The 15,373-nt window shown below is 71.1% G+C and carries 13 protein-coding genes and 2 pseudogenes; 7 read left to right on the top strand and 8 right to left on the bottom strand.

The window, feature by feature from the left end:
* Positions 1–455 precede the first annotated feature (455 nt).
* Entirely contained in the window at positions 456–875 is a 420-nt protein-coding gene (gene msrB / locus SRB17_RS48740; RefSeq protein ID WP_416237139.1) for a peptide-methionine (R)-S-oxide reductase MsrB, read from the top strand.
* 430 nt (positions 876–1,305) lie between these two features.
* On the opposite strand, the gene SRB17_RS42110 is transcribed toward msrB, so the two are convergent.
* Genes SRB17_RS42110 through SRB17_RS45740 form a run of 3 tightly spaced genes read right to left on the bottom strand, consistent with a single transcriptional unit; the run spans position 1,306 to position 2,943 of the window.
* The gene (locus SRB17_RS42110) at positions 1,306–1,617 is read right to left on the bottom strand and encodes a DUF6510 family protein (protein ID WP_153547061.1); all 312 of its coding nucleotides are present in this window, start codon (positions 1,615–1,617) and stop codon (positions 1,306–1,308) included.
* A gap of 13 nt (positions 1,618–1,630) precedes the next feature.
* Positions 1,631–2,374: a ferredoxin reductase gene (locus SRB17_RS42105; protein ID WP_323377510.1), complete on the bottom strand. Its 744-nt coding sequence runs from the start codon at positions 2,372–2,374 to the stop codon at positions 1,631–1,633.
* A complete protein-coding gene (locus tag SRB17_RS45740) occupies positions 2,344–2,943 on the bottom strand; it encodes a sulfite oxidase-like oxidoreductase (protein ID WP_194294324.1) in 600 nt (199 codons plus the stop codon). Before SRB17_RS45740 ends, SRB17_RS42105 begins: the two co-directional genes overlap by 31 nt.
* A gap of 431 nt (positions 2,944–3,374) precedes the next feature.
* Here SRB17_RS45740 and SRB17_RS42100 point away from each other — a divergent pair.
* The 3 genes and pseudogenes from SRB17_RS42100 to SRB17_RS42090 all read left to right on the top strand — a co-directional run.
* Positions 3,375–3,671: pseudogene (locus SRB17_RS42100) on the top strand (peptide-methionine (S)-S-oxide reductase); the annotation flags it as partial.
* A gap of 455 nt (positions 3,672–4,126) precedes the next feature.
* Complete coding sequence (locus SRB17_RS45735) at positions 4,127–4,498, top strand: carboxymuconolactone decarboxylase family protein (protein ID WP_194294331.1); 372 nt, start codon at positions 4,127–4,129, stop codon at positions 4,496–4,498.
* Between the two features lie 118 nt (positions 4,499–4,616).
* Positions 4,617–6,080, top strand: coding sequence for a dihydrolipoyl dehydrogenase family protein (locus SRB17_RS42090; protein ID WP_153547055.1), 1,464 nt, complete (start codon positions 4,617–4,619; stop codon positions 6,078–6,080).
* A 94-nt stretch (positions 6,081–6,174) separates the two neighbouring features.
* Here SRB17_RS42090 and SRB17_RS42085 read toward each other — a convergent pair whose 3' ends face one another.
* From SRB17_RS42085 to SRB17_RS42065, 5 genes are all read right to left on the bottom strand, one after another.
* Complete coding sequence (locus tag SRB17_RS42085) at positions 6,175–6,345, bottom strand: hypothetical protein (protein WP_153547053.1); 171 nt, start codon at positions 6,343–6,345, stop codon at positions 6,175–6,177.
* 343 nt (positions 6,346–6,688) lie between these two features.
* Entirely contained in the window at positions 6,689–7,654 is a 966-nt protein-coding gene (locus SRB17_RS42080; RefSeq protein ID WP_153547051.1) for a 3-hydroxybutyryl-CoA dehydrogenase, read from the bottom strand.
* A gap of 30 nt (positions 7,655–7,684) precedes the next feature.
* Positions 7,685–8,863, bottom strand: a complete 1,179-nt coding sequence (locus SRB17_RS42075; protein WP_153547049.1) for an acyl-CoA dehydrogenase family protein — start codon at positions 8,861–8,863, stop codon at positions 7,685–7,687.
* Positions 8,864–8,889: 26 nt separating this feature from the next.
* On the bottom strand, positions 8,890–10,044 hold the full coding sequence (locus tag SRB17_RS42070; protein ID WP_323377509.1) for a CoA transferase: 1,155 nt from the start codon (positions 10,042–10,044) through the stop codon (positions 8,890–8,892).
* Complete coding sequence (locus SRB17_RS42065; RefSeq protein WP_153547047.1) at positions 10,041–11,549, bottom strand: aldehyde dehydrogenase family protein; 1,509 nt, start codon at positions 11,547–11,549, stop codon at positions 10,041–10,043. Before SRB17_RS42065 ends, SRB17_RS42070 begins: the two co-directional genes overlap by 4 nt.
* Positions 11,550–11,747: 198 nt before the next feature.
* On the opposite strand from SRB17_RS42065, the gene gabT reads away from it, so the two are divergent.
* From gabT to SRB17_RS42050, 3 genes and pseudogenes are all read left to right on the top strand, one after another.
* Complete coding sequence (gabT, locus tag SRB17_RS42060) at positions 11,748–13,124, top strand: 4-aminobutyrate--2-oxoglutarate transaminase (RefSeq protein ID WP_153547046.1); 1,377 nt, start codon at positions 11,748–11,750, stop codon at positions 13,122–13,124.
* Between the two features lie 125 nt (positions 13,125–13,249).
* Positions 13,250–14,773: a PucR family transcriptional regulator gene (locus SRB17_RS42055; protein ID WP_323377508.1), complete on the top strand. Its 1,524-nt coding sequence runs from the start codon at positions 13,250–13,252 to the stop codon at positions 14,771–14,773.
* Positions 14,774–14,950: 177 nt separating this feature from the next.
* A pseudogene (locus SRB17_RS42050) lies at positions 14,951–15,373 on the top strand (RNA-guided endonuclease TnpB family protein); the annotation flags it as partial.

Raw genomic sequence — 15,373 nt, 5'->3', positions numbered from 1 at the left:
GCAGACCCGCGGGAAGTGGCTGCTGGAGGCCCCCTTCCCGGCGTGCCCAACGCATACGAGATCAGCACCCTGCCGAGCCGGACGCCCTCTCCTGGACCCGGTGCGTCCCGTTGGCGCTGCACGAGGTCCCACGCGGAGCCGACGACGGCGACGTCACTCGCGAAAGCCCAGATCGCCAGGTGGTCGGGACTCAGCGTCACGGTGCACGCGACGACCAGTCGGCCGTCGCCGGACGTGACGGCGCCAGGACGATCCCTGCCGCCTGGAAGCACGCGTCCACATCCGTGCCGGGCCTGTCGAGGGCGACCTGCACCCCAGCGTCGCCGCTACGGGCCGGGCACGAGCAATGGGGCAGATTGGGCAACCGTTCGTCGTCGTCCCGTCCCGGTCGTGAGGGGAGGCAGCCGGGCTCGCGACGGGCGGCCGCTTCTGACCACCACTTCAACGGTCCGCCCGTGCATCGCGCCCCGGGCAGGCCCTCACCCGCGGCCCCTGCACCCCTGCAACACGGTAAGAGTCGGGGCGATGCATTACGCGTGGACATCGTGTCCGAGGAGCCCCTCTTCGCCTCGGTCGACAAGTACGACAGCAGGACCGGCTGGCCCAGCTTCACGAGGCCTCTGGAGTCCGGCCACGTCGTCGGGAGGCCCGATACCAGCCACGGCATGGTCCGCGTCGAAGTACGGTCGGCTCAAGGGGACAGCCACCTCGGGCACCTGTTCCCGGACGGGCCCAGCGACCGCGGAGGACTGCGGTACTGCATCAACTCCGCCTCGCTGCGCTTCGTCCCCCTGGAGGATGTGGAGCAGGAGGGCTACGGCCAGTTCCTGAGCGTCTTCGAGACGACGGAAGAGGACGCCGCCGAGAGCCGATGACCGGCAACCAGGGCAGGGCCCCGGAGCCCGAACGGCATGGCGGCTCGGCGCCCCGTCTTGCGGCTCGGGGCCCAGCAGGCCCTCAGTCGATGCCCGTGTACAGCAGTGCGCTTATGTGCTGCGGCGTCCAAGGGGTGGAGTCCCCGCACGACCCAGACCTTCCAACCCGACGGAAGCACCTCCTACTTCGAGGCAGGACGCCAGACGGAGGGCACCTGGTCCGTCGACGAGAATGGGGCGCTTCTGCTCCTTCTGGCCGCCCTCCTACCAAGCGTCCTACGATCTGCGCTGGGTAGTGGAAGGAGGAGCAGTCGTCGGGACCCGAGCGGTGGCCCACCAGCTTTCAGCGGCCCCGCCTTCCGGTCGTGGCGGGCACCACCGAGCTTGCCGCGCCGACGGCGTGCCATCCGCAGGGGAGGCCATGGGTGGCTCAGTCGGCGCCGACGGGGATCGACACTACTGTGATGCCGCTCATGTCCAGCCAGACCGTCTCCGGTGCGCGCACCAGACGTAGCATCACTTGTCCACACTGCTGGCAGCGGGCTACCAGTCCCGGTGCCTGAAGGTATACGTGCAGGAGCGCTACGGGCCCTGTGTTGCTGCAGTGCGCGCACTGGCTGGTCGCTGCTGTCAGGTCGACCGCGAAGAGTTCGGCCAGAGGGCCGGCCAGCGCGTTGCCGTCGATGTAGCCGCCCTCTGCGTCGCGAGGGATACCGGTGTCTGCCGGTGTGCCTGCCGTCATCTCAGTCCTCTCCTCAGCCGAAGCGCTCTGTGCGGACTCGCTCGGGGTCGTGTCCGAGGAGCACCAGGTAGGCAGCTGCCTTCTCGACGAATGCCGTGGGTCCGCAGACGTAGCAGGTGGGCGCGAAGTCCGGTGGCCATCCGTGGCGTACCAGGTCGTCGGGTGTGATGCGGCCCGGGGGGCGCGCGGACTGCTGTGGCGCTTCCCGGGTGTAGATGTGTGTGACGTCGACCCCTGGTGTTCCTTGGCGGATTTCTGGCCCGTACAGCACATCGGCCGGCGATCGCAGGGAGTACAGCGCCCGGAAGGGAACCCGGCTGCCGGCTGCACGCCGCGAGCGGATCATGCACATCAGCGGCACCAGCCCGGAGCCTCCGGCCACGAGCAGAACCGGTTCTTGCTGCTCCGGCTGCCAGACGAACCAGCCTCCGACCGGTCCCCGCAGTTCCAGCTGGTCGCCGGGCATGAGCTCGTCGACCAGGTAGGGAGAGACCTCGCCCTCAACGACGCGCTGCACTGTCAGTTCCAGGCGCGTTCCGTCCGGGGCCGAAGCGATGGAGTAACTGCGTTGTGTGCTGTAGCCGTCTTCCGCGGTCAGCCGGATGTCCACATGCTGGCCTGCCAGATGGCCGGGCCATTCCGGCACCTCCAGCACCAGCGTGACGGCCGTCGCGGACTCAGCGCGACGTTCTGTCACCTCGGCGACCCCCCATCGGAGCCGGTCGCCTAGTCTCCTCGATACCGCTGTTCTTGCCACGGGTCTCCGTAATTGTGGTAGCCGGCGCTCTCCCAGAACCCCGGGATGTCGTTCTCCCGCAACTCCAGTCCGTGCACCCACTTCGCGGACTTCCAGAGGTAGAGGTGCGGGACGAGCAGTCGGGCCGGACCGCCATGCTCGGGGGCGAGCGGCCGGCCGTCGTAGCCGTACGCGATCCAGGCTTTGCCGTCCAGAAGATCCTCCAGCGGGAGGTTCGTGGTGTAGCCCCCGTAGGAGGAGACGAGGACGTACTCGGCAGCCGTCTCGACATCGGCGAGCAGGACGTCCAAAGACACCCCCTGCCACCGGGTGCCGAACTTCGACCATTTGGTCACGCAGTGGAGGTCTGCCGTCGGGGTTTCCGACGGCAGCTTCGTGAGGGCGGCCCAGTCCCAGGTGTGCCGCCTCCCGGTCTCCGTGGTGACGGACAGCTCCCACTTGTCTGTGCTGATCCTCGGCGTGGGCCCGGCCGAGAGGACCGGAAAGCCCGTGGTCTCGTACTGCCCGGGTGGCAGCTTCCTGCCCGCGGGCGGTCGACGGCCGTGGAAACCGCGCGAGATGATCGCCATGCTGGCCGTCCAATCGGCTCGTCGTAAGCAGGGCCGGCGCCCTTAAAAAGTATCAGCGACGGGGAACACACGCCTCTTATCTTCCTTCTCTCCCACAGACCTCAGCCGCACCTCCGGCCTTCGGCGCGACGTCGGTCCAGACATTGCGCAGTCAGTCGAAGTGCCCGGCGGCCGCCAATTGAGCGGGGGGGCACGTCGTCCTGAACTGGCATGGGGCCCCAAAGCCCCACTGCGGTCGGCCTCTCGCCTCAGACGGCATGCCAGGCAGACGTGCGCAGACACCGGCCGGCACCGGTCCGCGGCCAGCGACGTTCGAGCCAAAAATACCGCGCTCGGGTCCGCTAACCGTCGTGAGCGGGGGTGGTCGGGGGCCCCTCAACCTCGTACGTCAGCGCAAACGTGGGTCCACGTCGAAGGGAAGGCAGTCCGACATGATGGAGACGGCCGTACTGGCCGGAGGGTGCTTCTGGGGCCTGCAAGAGTTGTTTCGCGCGCTGCCGGGCGTGGTCGCCACCGGGGTGGGCTACACGGACGGCGAAGTAGTGCATCCGACCTACCGGAACCACGGCAGCCACGTGGAGTCGGTTGAGATCACCTACGACCCTTCCAAGACCAGCTACCGTTCAATCCTCGAGTTCTTCTTCCAGGTCCACGACCCCTCCACGTCGAACCGCCACGGCGACGGCGTGGGCACCAGCTACAGGTCCGTCATTTTCTACGTGGGCGAGTAGCAGCGCCGGATCGCCGACGTCAGCGTCGGCTTGATGCGGGACGGCGCGCCTGCGCCGACAATGAACGGATGGTCGAGGCTTCCCATAGGTGCAGTCCCGCTTCAAGGGAACAGCCGAGATCAGAGGGAAAGGCGACCCCGTGTACGACTGGTCCCGCCAGTGGGTGCTGAACACCTACGGCGATCCCATCTACCCGTGCCACGACCAGTGGGGGAGGCCGATCCTCAAGGTACGTGTTGTGCGTGAGCTCGGACCGGCGTGTTTGCCGGTGGACCCGGTGTCCCGGACGACGTATCGGCCGGGCGAGCCGGCCCAGTGTGACCTGTGGTTCTCCGAGGCGGACATCCCGCTGGACCATGGGTAGACGGGTCGGCCGCCGGTCTGGGTGGTGGTGTCCGGCTGCTCGTGGGTGATCGCCGGGAGGATGCTGCCCTCGCGGCGGACCGGGGACCATGATCCCGGCCCCGGTCGGGGAACGGCTGGCGATCGCCACCGCGAAGTACAACAATTGCACGTACTGCCTCTCCGCCCACACCTCCATAGGGGCGCACGTCGCCAAGGCCGACGCCGGGGGACTGGAGCGCGCCCGCCCCGCCGAGTCCACCGACCCGTACGTCGACGCACTGCCGGACCCGTCCCACGCTATTGCCCGCGATCACATCGGTGAGACGCAGCTCAAGGCTGCCCGGGCCGTGGACGCCACCGACGCCGAGATCGCCGAGGTCGTGGGCGATCTGGCGTTGAGCATCCTTACGAACTACTTCAATGTCCTCGCCGATACCGACACCGAATGGCCGGTCGTCACCCCGCACACTGACGCCTGACCGACGTGCCCTGGCCCGGTCGGGGAGCCCCCGCCCAGGCCCGACCCACCAGGCCCGACGGGCGGCATCAGTACCACCTCGACCGTCGTCAGGCACTCCCAGGAATGCGAGGAAGAACATGAGCGGACCGCGCGAAACCCAGGAAGGCGTTCCTTACGACGTGGTCGTGCTGGGTGCGGGCCCGGCCGGTGCGAACGTCGCCGACCGCGCCCGTGCCGCCGGCCTCTCCGTAGCGGTCGTGGAACGGGAACTGGTCGGCGGCGACTGCGCGTACTGGGCGTGCGTGCCCAGTAAGGCGCTGCTGCGGCCGGTCATCGCGCTCGCCGACGCGCGGCGCGTGGACGGTGCCCGGCAGGCCGTCACCGGTCGGCTCGACACCGATGGCGTCTTCGCCCGCCGCAACCGCTCTGTCTCCGACTGGGACGACGCCAGACAGGCTCTGTTCCTCAAGTCCATCGGAGCCGACCTCTTTCGTGGCCACGGCCGTCTCGACGGGCCCCGACGCGTCAGCGTCACCCGTGACGACGGCGCCCGGCAGACCCTCACGGCCCGGCACGCGGTGGCGATCGCCACCGGCAGCCGACCGGCGTTGCCCGACATCCCGGGCATCGCCGAGGCCCGTCCCTGGACGAGCCGGCAGGGCACCGACTCCAGCACCGTGCCCACCCGCCTCGCCATCATCGGCGGCGGCGGAGTCGGCATCGAGATGGCCACCCTCTGGCAGGGCCTCGGCTCCCAGGTCACCCTGCTCGCCCGGCGCCGCCTGATCCCCCGCATGGAACCCTTCGCCGGTGAACTGGTCGCCCAGGGATTGAGCGAGGCGGGCGCGGATGTGCGGATCGGCGTGCAGGTGACCGCCCTGCGCCGCACGGACCCGGAGGGACCGGTCACCCTCACCCTCGATGACGGGGGCGAGCTGGAGGCCGACGAGGTCCTGTTCGCCACCGGCCGTACCCCGGCTACCGACGATATCGGCCTGGACACGGTCGGCCTCACCCCCGGCTCGTGGCTTGATGTGGACACCACCTGCCTGGTGCAGGGGGTCGACGGCGACTGGCTGTACGCCCTCGGCGACGTCAATCACCGCGCCCTGCTCACCCACCAGGGCAAATACCAAGCCCGGACCGCAGGCGACGCCATCGGCGCCCGCGCCGCCGGCCGCCCGCTGGACGACACGCCCTGGGGCGACCACGCCACCACCGCCGACCAGCACGCCGTACCCCAGGTCTTCTTCAGCGTCCCCGAGGCGGCCGCGGTGGGCCTGAGCGCCGAGCAGGCGGAGCGCTCCGGGTACCGCGTCAAGACCGTCGACCTCGACTTCAACGCCGCCCAGGGCGCCAACCTCCACGCCGACGGCTACCGGGGCCACGCCCGGCTGGTCGTCGACCTCGACCGGGAGGTCCTCCTCGGAGTGACCTTCGTCGGTCCCGGCGTCAGCGAGCTCCTGCACTCGGCAACCATCGCGGTCGCGGGTGAGGTCCCGCTCAAACGGCTCCGGCACGCGATCGCCCCTTTCCCCACCGTCAGCGAGATCTGGCTCTTCCTGCTCGCCGCCTACCGGCACGATCAGGAGACGCCGTAGACCACCGCCACCTGACACCGAAGGGGGACGACTCAGGCGCGCCGGCCCAGTCGTCGCAGGGCCCTGACCGTCCTGTCGCACCGGGCTGCGAAGATCACGTCATGGATCTCGCTACGCCCTCGCCGGTCTCGACACCCAGCCCTGGTCCTCCGTCTCGCACGCCTATGGTTCCGCCGAGGACCTGCCCGACCTGCTGCGTGCCCTCGCCGAGGGGGGCGGGGATGCCGAGCAGGCGATCTCCGAGCTGTACTCGTGCATCCTCCATCAGGGCACGGTGTACTCCGCCGGCGTGGACGCCGTCCCGTACCTCGCCCGGATCGCCGCTGCCGCCCGGCCGGGACGACCGAAGTCCCGTGCCTGCTGGGCGGGTTGGCCGAGAGCGATGACGAATGGGAGACCGCGCCGGGCGCCGTCCGGGCCGCCGTCGCCACCCAGATCCCGTTGCTCATGACGCTGCTGGCACATGAAGACGTGAACGTCTGACTGCTCACCGCTGGACGCTCGGCCACACCCGTGTCGCTGCTGAGCAGGAACCCGGACACCCCGGCACCCCCGGCATCGGCAGGGCATTCTTACAGCGCGCCCTGTGCACCGGGCGTCCACTCCAGTCAGCGGGCATAGCCGTGGAAACCGCGGCCGCTCTTCTTGCCGAGCAGGCCCGCGTCGACCATCCGCAGCAGCAGGGCCGGCGGGGAGTGCAGCGGCTCCTTGGACTCCTGGTACAGGGAGTCGGCTATGGCCTTGAGCGTGTCGAGGCCGATCAGGTCCGACAGCCGCAGCGGACCCATGGGATGGGCGCAGCCGAGGACCATGCCGTCGTCGATGTCCTCGGCGGTGGCGAAGCCGGATTCGAGCATGCGGATCGCGGACAGCAGGTACGGGACGAGCAGGGAGTTGACGACGAAGCCCGCCCGGTCCTGCGACTCGATGACGTGCTTGCCCAGCCTCGCGGTCGCGAAGTCCTCGGCCACGCAACGGGCCTGATGACCCGTCAGCAGCGAGGGCACCAGCTCGACGAGGGGCATCACCGGTACCGGGTTGAAGAAGTGGATGCCGACGACCTGCTCCGGTCGACCGGTGGCCACGGCGAGCTTCATCACCGGGATGGAGGAGGTGTTGGTGGCGAGGATCGCGTCCTGCCGGGTGAGGACCTTGTCCAGGGTGGCGAACACCTCGGTCTTGACCTGCTCGTCCTCGGCCACGGCTTCGATCGCCGCGTCGCGGTCGGCGAAGTCGGCCAGGTCGGTGGTGAAGCGGATCCGGCCGAGTGCGGCATCGCGCTCCGGTTCGGTGAGTCTCCCGCTGCGGAGGCCGCGGTCCAGGGATGCGGTGATCCGGTCCCGCCCGGCCCGGACGGCGTCCGGGCCGGTCTCGCGTACGAGCACGTCCAGTCCCGCCCGGGCGCAGACCTCCGCGATGCCGCTGCCCATGAGTCCCGCTCCCACGACGCCGACGCGGCGGATGCCGGCGGAGGCCGGGCGGGCACCGGCGCACGCCGGCGGTGACGTACGCCGGCGTTCCGGCCGGGGCCCGCGGCCCGACTTCCCCGAACGGCCGGCTGTCGATGGCGTCATGATGCGTCCTTCTCCCGAGGGGACAGCGGGTCAGCGGTAGGCGGCCTGGCCGGTGAGGGCCTGGCCGATGACGAGCGTGTGGATTTCGCTGGTGCCCTCGTAGGTGAGGACGGACTCCAGGTTGTTGGCATGGCGCAACGGCGGGTACTCCAGCGAGATGCCGTTGGCGCCGAGGACGGTCCGGCACTCGCGGGCGATGGCCAGGGCCTCGCGGACGTTGTTCAGCTTGCCGACGCTGACCTGCTCGGGGCGCAGCCGGCCCTGGTCCTTGAGCCGGCCCAGGTGCACGGCGAGCAGGGCCGCGCTGCCCAGCGACACGCTCATGTCGGCGAGCTTCTTCTGCGTCAGCTGGAAGGCGCTGATCGGCCGGCCGAACTGGACACGGGAGTCGGCGTACTGCAGGGCTGCCATCAGGGAGTCCCGGCCGGCTCCGACCGCGCCGAAGAGGATCCCGAACCGGGCCTCGTTCAGGCAGGACAGCGGCCCGCGCAGGCCCTCGGCGTGCGGCAGGCGTGCCGAGTCGGGCAGCCGTACGTTGTCGAAGTGCAGTTCGGAGGTGATCGAGGCGCGCAGCGACATCTTCTGCTTGATGTCCTGGGTGGTGAAGCCCGGGGTCCCGCGCGGGACGAGGAAGCCGCGCACGCCGTCCTCGGTCTGCGCCCAGACGGTGGCGACGTCGGCGATGCCGCCGTTGGTGATCCACATCTTGGAGCCGTTGAGGACCCAGTCATCGCCGTTGCGCGCGGCCCGGGTGCGCATCTCCGCCGGGTTGCTGCCGAAGTCCGGCTCGGTCAGGCCGAAGCAGCCGATCGCTTCGCCGGCTGCGAGCCGTGGCAGCCATTCCTGCTTCTGCTCCTCCGAGCCCCACTTCCAGATCGAGTACATCGACAGTGAGCCCTGTACCGAGACGAAGCTGCGGAACCCGGAGTCGGCGGCTTCCAGCTCCATGCAGGCGAGACCGTAGCTGACGGCGTTGGTGCCGGCGCAGCCATAGCCCTCCAGGTGCATGCCCAGCACGCCGAGCTTGCCGAGTTCCGGGGCGAGTTCACGGGCGAAGTGCGCGTTCTCGAACCATTCGCCGATGTGCGGGCGGACCCGGTCGGCAAGGAACCTGGCGACGGTGGACTGGATCTCGCGCTCCTCGTCCGAGAGGATGGAGGGGAGGTCGAGCAGGTCCAGGGGGTCCTTCATCGGCTTGGTGCCGCTCATCATGTGCTCCTTGGGGTGAGTGGGGGTCAGGAGTCCAGCCAGTCCGCGATCTCGCCGGTGTGCTCGCCCAGCCGGGGCGGGCGGCGGTCGTAGCGGGGCGGGGTGCGGGACAGGGAGATCGGGTTGGCCACGAGGTCGACGGGGGCTTCGCCGGCGCCGTCGATCACGGCCCGGGGCGCGAGATCGAGGCGGTCGGCGAGCTCGAAAGCCTGGGCCAGGTTGTTGACGGGGCCGCAGGGGACGCCCAGGGGCGTGAGGTGTTCGAACCATTCGGCCGCGGTGCGGGTGGCGAGCAAGTGGCCGAGTTTCCTGGCGAGTTCGTCGACGTGGGCCACCCGGTCGGCGTTGGTGGAGAAACGCGGGTCGTCGACCAGTTCCGGCGCGCCGGTGCCGTGGCAGAGCGCGGCGAACTGCCGGTCGTTGCCGACGGCGATGACGAGCGGCTGATCCTTGGCGCGGTACACCTCGTACGGTGCGATGGACGGGTGCCGGTTGCCCAGGATGCCCGGCACCCGGCCGGCGAGGGTGTAGCCGGCGGCCTGGTTGACCAGGCTCGACAGCAGGGTCGAGAGGAGATTGACCTCGACGTGCTGTCCCTCGCCGCTCGCCTCCCGGTGGCGCAGCGCGGCGAGCACACCGATCGCGGCGTGCAGGCCGGTGAGGACGTCCACCAGGGCCACGCCCGTCTTGACGGGCTGTCCGGGAGCGGGCCCGGTCACACTCATCAGCCCGCCGACGGCCTGGATCAGCAGGTCATAGCCGGGCAGGTCGGCCCCGGGGCCCGTTCCGAACCCGGTGATCGAGCAGTAGACGATCCCCGGGTTGGCGGCACGGACCTCGTTGTATCCGAGCCCGTACTTGTGCATGGTCCCGGGCCGGAAGTTCTCGAAGAGCACGTCGGCCCGGCGGGCCAGTTCGGCGGCGCGGCGCCGGTCGGCCTCGTCGGCCAGGTCGAGGGCGACGGAGCGCTTGTTGCGGTTGACGGACAGGTAGTAGGTGGCCTCGCCGTGCGCATGCGGCGGACCCCAGGCGCGGGTGTCGTCCCCCTTGGCGGGGTGCTCGACCTTGATGACGTCGGCGCCCAGGTCTGCGAGGAGCATGGTGGCGTAAGGCGCGGCGAGCACGCGGCCGAAGTCGGCGACGAGGACGCCGCTCAGCGGCAGCGGGGAGGGTGCGGTCACAGCAGCGGACCTCCGGATCCGCGCAGGTACACGGTCGTGGTGTGGGTGAAGAACTCGCGTGCCGCGCGGCCCTGTTCCTTCGGCCCGTACGCGCTCTGCCTCGCCCCGCCGAACGGCACGTGCGGATCGGCGCCCGCCGTCTCGGAGTTGATGTGCAGCACGCCGACGTCCATCTGCTCCACAGCGGCGGTGACGGCGCGCAGATCGTCGGTGAACACGGCCGCGGAGAGGCCGAAGTCGCTGTCGTTGGCCAGCCTCAGCGCCTCCCGGGAGTCCTTGGCCCGGCGTACGGCGAGGACGGGGCCGAACAGTTCCTCCCGCCACACCGGGTCGTCGCCGGCCAGCTCGAGCACGGTGGGCGGGACGAAGGCCCCGCCCATGCGCTCGTCGTCGTAGTGCTGGCCACCGGTGAGGACGTCGACGCCGGTGCGGGCGGCCGCTGCGTCGACGGCGTGCTGGATCTCGTCGCGGGCCTGGAGCGACACCACGGGCCCCATCTGGGTGGCGTCGTCCAGGGGGTCGCCGACCCGCAGGGCGGCGGCACGCTCGGTCAGCTGCGCGAGAAACTCGTCGGCGACGGGCTCCTGCACGATGAGCCGGGAAGTGGCGGTGCACTTCTGGCCGGTGGCGCGGAAGGCCCCGGCCAGCACCTCCTGCACGGCGAGTTCCAGGTCGGCGTCAGCGAGCACGACGGCCGCGTTCTTGCCGCCCATCTCGGTCTGGACGGGGCGCGCCAGGCGCCCGCAGGCGGCGATCAGGCCGCGTCCCACCGAGGTCGACCCGGTGAAGGTGACCGCGTCGACACCAGGGTGTTCGACCAGCCGCCCGCCCAGGCTCCCGCCGCCGATGAGCAGGGAGACGACGCCGTCCGGGAGACCGGCCTCGACCAGCGCCTCGGCGAGCCGCAGGGCCAGCAGCGGCACCAGGGTCGCGGGCTTCCAGACGACGGTGTTGCCGTAGGCGAGCGCCGGGGCGATCTTCCATGCCGGGATCGCGATCGGGAAGTTGAACGGGGTCACGACCGCGACGGTGCCGACGGGCCGGTGGATGACGTGGATCTGCTCGCCGGGCCGGGGCGAGGCGAAGACCTCGCCGACCGGACGGGATGCCTCACCGGCGTAGTAGCGGAAGATGTCCGCGGCCCGGCGCACCTCGCCGATGCCCTCGGCGCGGGTCTTGCCCTCCTCCCAGGCGAGTTCCTCGCCCCACGGGCCGGCGTGCGCCTCGATGACCTCGGCGGCGCGGTCGAGGATCCGGCCGCGCGCATGGGGCGGGGTGGCGGCCCAGCGGGGGAAGGCGTCCCGCGCCGCGACGACGGCCCGGTCGAGGTCGTGGTCCTGGGCGAGCCGTCCTACGGCCACGATCTCGCGGGGGCGCGCCGGGCTGAGGTCGACGAGCTCGTCGCCGTCGCCGGTCCGCCACTGCCCTGCGACGAGGTGGCGCAGGGTCCGGGCCGGCCGGGCCGCCCCGGCCTCCCTCACGCTGCTGCCTGGGGTGGGTCGCATCGGCACTCCTTTCGGGACACCCATGACGCCGTCGCGGGTGGGGTGAGGCCGTCATTTTGTGGTGGGCCGTGCATCGGACGCACTGGACGCGATGGAGTGGCGCAGCCGGTCCGGGCACGCCGATCCGTCGATGGTGCGGTGCGCGCGGCGGTGGTTGGCTCGGCGTGCCCCAGCCCCCGACCTCCCGGAGGACGTCCCATGCCCGGTGATTCCCGACCGGCCGGCGGTCCCGGCCTCGAGCAGGTCCGCCGGATCGTCACCGAGATCCCCGGTCCGCGCTCCCGCGAACTGCTGGCCCGGCAGCGCCGTCTGGTGCCCGCCGGGGTCGGCTCCACCCTGCCCGTTTTCGTGGAGGCCGCCGGCGGGGGAGTTGTCGTCGACGCGGACGGCAACTCCTTCATCGACTTCGGCAGCGGCATCGCCGTCACCACCGTGGGCAATTCGGCCCCGGCGGTGGCCGAGCGCGCCGCCGCGCAGCTGCGGCGGTTCACCCACACCTGCTTCCTGGTGAACCCGTACGCGTCCTATCTGGACGTCTGCGAGAGGCTCAACGAGCTCGCACCCGTGCCCGGCGAGAAGCGGACCCTGCTGGTCAACTCCGGCGCCGAGGCGGTGGAGAACGCGGTGAAGATCGCCCGGGCCGCCACCGGCCGCCCGGCGGTCGTGGTCTTCGACCACGCCTTCCACGGCCGCACGCTGCTGACGATGACCCTGACCGCCAAGAACCGCCCGTACAAGCACGGTTTCGGCCCGTTCGCGCCGGAGGTCCACCGCGCCCCGATGGCGTATCCGTACCGCTGGCCCACCGGGCCCGAGCACTGCGCGCAGGAGGCCGCAGCGGCCCTGGCGGACCTGCTCGACCGGCAGGTCGGCGCGGACAACGTTGCGGCGGTGGTCGTGGAGCCGATCCAGGGCGAGGGAGGCTTCATCGTCCCCGCGCCGGGCTTCCTCCCGCGGGTCGCCGAGCTCTGCCGGGACCGCGGGATCCTGCTGATCGCCGACGAGGTCCAGGCGGGCATCGCCCGAACCGGCCGGATGTTCGCGTGCGAGCACGAGGGCATCGAGCCGGACCTGGTCACCACGGCGAAGGGACTGGCGGGCGGCCTGCCGCTGGGCGCGGTGACCGGCCGTGCGGAGCTGATGGACGCCGCGCCCGCGGGCGGCCTGGGCGGTACCTTCAGCGGCAACCCGGTCGCCTGCGAGGCGGCGCTCGGCGTCTTCGCAGAGATCGAGACGAACGGCCTGCTCGGCCGCGCCCGCGAGATCGGGGACACCATGATCGAGCGTCTCGCCGAGCTCAGCGACGCCCACCCGGCCATCGGAGAGGTGCGCGGCCGTGGAGCGATGATCGCCATCGAACTCGTGGAGCCGCACGGGGACCGCGTCCCCGCGCCCGAACTGGCCGCCGGCATCGCCCGGCGCTGTCATGCGGAGGGACTGCTCGTGCTGACGGCGGGCAGCTACGGCAACGTCCTGCGGTTCCTGCCGCCGCTGTCGATCTCCGACGGCCTGCTGGACGAGGGTCTGACGCTGCTCGGCAAGGCCATCACCGAGGAAACCGCGTCCGCGGCCTGACCGCCGTCGTACAGCTCACACCTCGGCACGCCCGCCGCTCGCCCTTCCGGTCTTTTGGTGGCCGGACACCATGAAATACCCTGACCTACAGTCTTAGAGGTCAAGGGCGAAGGTGGTGGGCGGCGGTGGGCGTACCTCTGCGCTGGCTGCTCGGGCGTGCGGAACTCGGCCTGCGCGTCCTGGCCGCGCGCGAGCGGCTCGACCGCGAGGTGCTCTGGGCGCACAGCATCGAACTGGCCGACCCGGTGGCCTGGATCAGCGGGGGAGAGCTGCTTCTCACCACCGGTCTGCGCCTCCCGGCACAGGCCTGCGCGCAGCAGAAGTACGTCGAGCGCCTGCACGACGTCGGCGTCGCGGCACTGGGCTTCGGCGTCGGCCTGTCGCACGAGGCGGTGCCCGCCGCTGTCGTGGCGGCCGCCCAGGAGGCCGACCTGCCGCTGCTGGAGGTCCCGCTGCCCACGCCGTTCGCCGCCGTCACCAAGGCGGTGATGAAACGGCTCGCCGAGCAGCAGTACGACGGCGTCGTCCAGGCCTCCCGCATCCAGCCGCGCATGACCCGGGCCGCCCTGCACGGCGGCGCACAGGCCGTGGTCCGGGAACTGGCCGTCTCCACACGTACGGCCGTGCTCTTCCTGGACCACGAGGGCCGCACGCGCGCCGCGCATCCGGCCGGCGCCGCCGCGCCCGCCCCCGACGTGCTGGCGGCCCTGCGCACGGCGGACGAGCCGGCCGCGGCGGTGAGCTGCGGCCCCGGGGCCGGGGTGGCGGTGCAGCAGGTCCGGGTGGGCCCGCGGGTGCACGGGCGGCTGGTGCTGGTCACCGACCGGGAGCTGACACCGGTCGACCACCTGCTGCTGGGACACGCCGCATCGCTGGTCGCCCTGGAGGCCGAGAAACCGCTGCGGCTCCGCGACGAGCAGAACCGGGTGAACAGCCTCTTCTTCCGGATGCTCCTGGACGGGTCGATTCCCTCGTCGGCGGCGCTCGGCCACCTCTCCGAGGCCGGCTTCCCGGTGCGTGACGGGGTGCGTGTCCTGGCCGTCCGCGGCGGCAGCCCACGTCCCCTCCTCGAGGCCGCCGGCGAGCAGCTGAGCGAGCGCGGCCTGCCGCTGTTCGGCACCGTCCGCGAGGGGTGCGCCGTGCTGCTGTTCCCCGGAGGCCACGCGATGACGGCCCAGGCGGTGCTGGACCGGCTGGCCGCGCCGACGCGCGCCCGCCTCTGGGCCGGCCTCAGCAGCCCGCACGAACTGGACGCGGGGCCGTCGGCCCTGCGCGAGGCGCTGAGCGCCGCGTCGGCCGCCCAGGCCCGCGACTGCCCGGACGTGGTCTGCTTCGAGTCGCTCGCCGGTCATGTCCTGCTGGCCACGCCCGGCAGCCGCACGGTACTGGAGTCGATCGCCCGGACCCGGCTGGCCCCGCTCGCCGCGTACGACGCCGCCAACGCAACCGAACTGCTCAGCTCGCTGCGCGCGTTCCTCGAGCACAACGGCCAGTGGGAGGCCGCCTCCGCGTCCCTGGGCGTGCACCGCCACACGTTGCGCAGCCGTATGGAGAGGGTCCAGTCCGTTCTGGGCGTGGGCCTCGACTCCGCGCACGTACGCGCCGAGCTCCTGCTGGCCCTCTGCGCCTGGCGGGAAGAGGATCGCTGACACAGGCGAGCGCCCGGCGCGGTGGTCCGCGCGGGCGCTCGGTTGTCGGTTCAGCAGGATCTAGCGAGGAACCCCGCCCGGGAGGAATCGCTTCTCTGGATGGGGTGACCTGTTTGTTCGCACGGGTCTGCACTGTCGGCCTGAGGCGTTGTCAGTGCGGCACTGTAGGTTGCCGGTATGAAGATCGTGACGCAGGTGAAGCTGATGCCGGAGGCCGACCAGGCCGCCGCGCTGTCGGCGACTGTGCGCACGGTCAACGACCTGGCGTGCTGGGTCTCCGAAGTCGCCTTCGTCAACGACGTTCCCCGTGAGTACGAGCTGCGCAAGCACACGTACGCCCACCTCAAAGCCTCCGGGCTGGGGGCGCAGGCGGCGCAGCACGTGATCAAGAAGGTGCGCGACGCGTACACCACGCTGCACGCGAACATCCGTGCTGGGAATCTGGGGAAGTCGGGTTCGAAGCGCCGGCTCGAGGCAGAGTCCAAGCCGATCATGTTCCGGCCCGAATCGGCGCAGCCATATGACGACCGGTGCCTGTCGTGGCAGATGGACGCACAGACGGTGTCCATCTGGACGACCGCAGGCCGGATCAAAAACGTC

Origin of the sequence: Streptomyces sp. RB17, assembly GCF_009604455.1 — a bacterium.
Lineage (GTDB): Bacteria > Actinomycetota > Actinomycetes > Streptomycetales > Streptomycetaceae > Streptomyces.
The sequence above is the reverse complement of the archived record's forward strand: the minus strand, read 5'-3'. Positions and strand labels throughout refer to the sequence as shown.

What these genes read in the sequence shown, in the direction of transcription:
- SRB17_RS45735 (WP_194294331.1), top strand. Translation starts at nt 4,127, where the DNA reads ATGATCCCGGCCCCGGTCGGGGAACGGCTGGCGATCGCCACCGCGAAG.
- SRB17_RS42085 (WP_153547053.1), bottom strand. Translation starts at nt 6,345, where the DNA reads ATGGAGGATGCACGAGTACAGCTCGGAGATCGCCTGCTCGGCATCCCC.
- SRB17_RS42080 (WP_153547051.1), bottom strand. Translation starts at nt 7,654, where the DNA reads ATGACGCCATCGACAGCCGGCCGTTCGGGGAAGTCGGGCCGCGGGCCC.
- SRB17_RS42110 (WP_153547061.1), bottom strand. Translation starts at nt 1,617, where the DNA reads ATGACGGCAGGCACACCGGCAGACACCGGTATCCCTCGCGACGCAGAG.
- gabT (WP_153547046.1), top strand. Translation starts at nt 11,748, where the DNA reads ATGCCCGGTGATTCCCGACCGGCCGGCGGTCCCGGCCTCGAGCAGGTC.
- SRB17_RS42065 (WP_153547047.1), bottom strand. Translation starts at nt 11,549, where the DNA reads ATGCGACCCACCCCAGGCAGCAGCGTGAGGGAGGCCGGGGCGGCCCGG.
- SRB17_RS42075 (WP_153547049.1), bottom strand. Translation starts at nt 8,863, where the DNA reads ATGAGCGGCACCAAGCCGATGAAGGACCCCCTGGACCTGCTCGACCTC.
- SRB17_RS42090 (WP_153547055.1), top strand. Translation starts at nt 4,617, where the DNA reads ATGAGCGGACCGCGCGAAACCCAGGAAGGCGTTCCTTACGACGTGGTC.
- SRB17_RS45740 (WP_194294324.1), bottom strand. Translation starts at nt 2,943, where the DNA reads ATGGCGATCATCTCGCGCGGTTTCCACGGCCGTCGACCGCCCGCGGGC.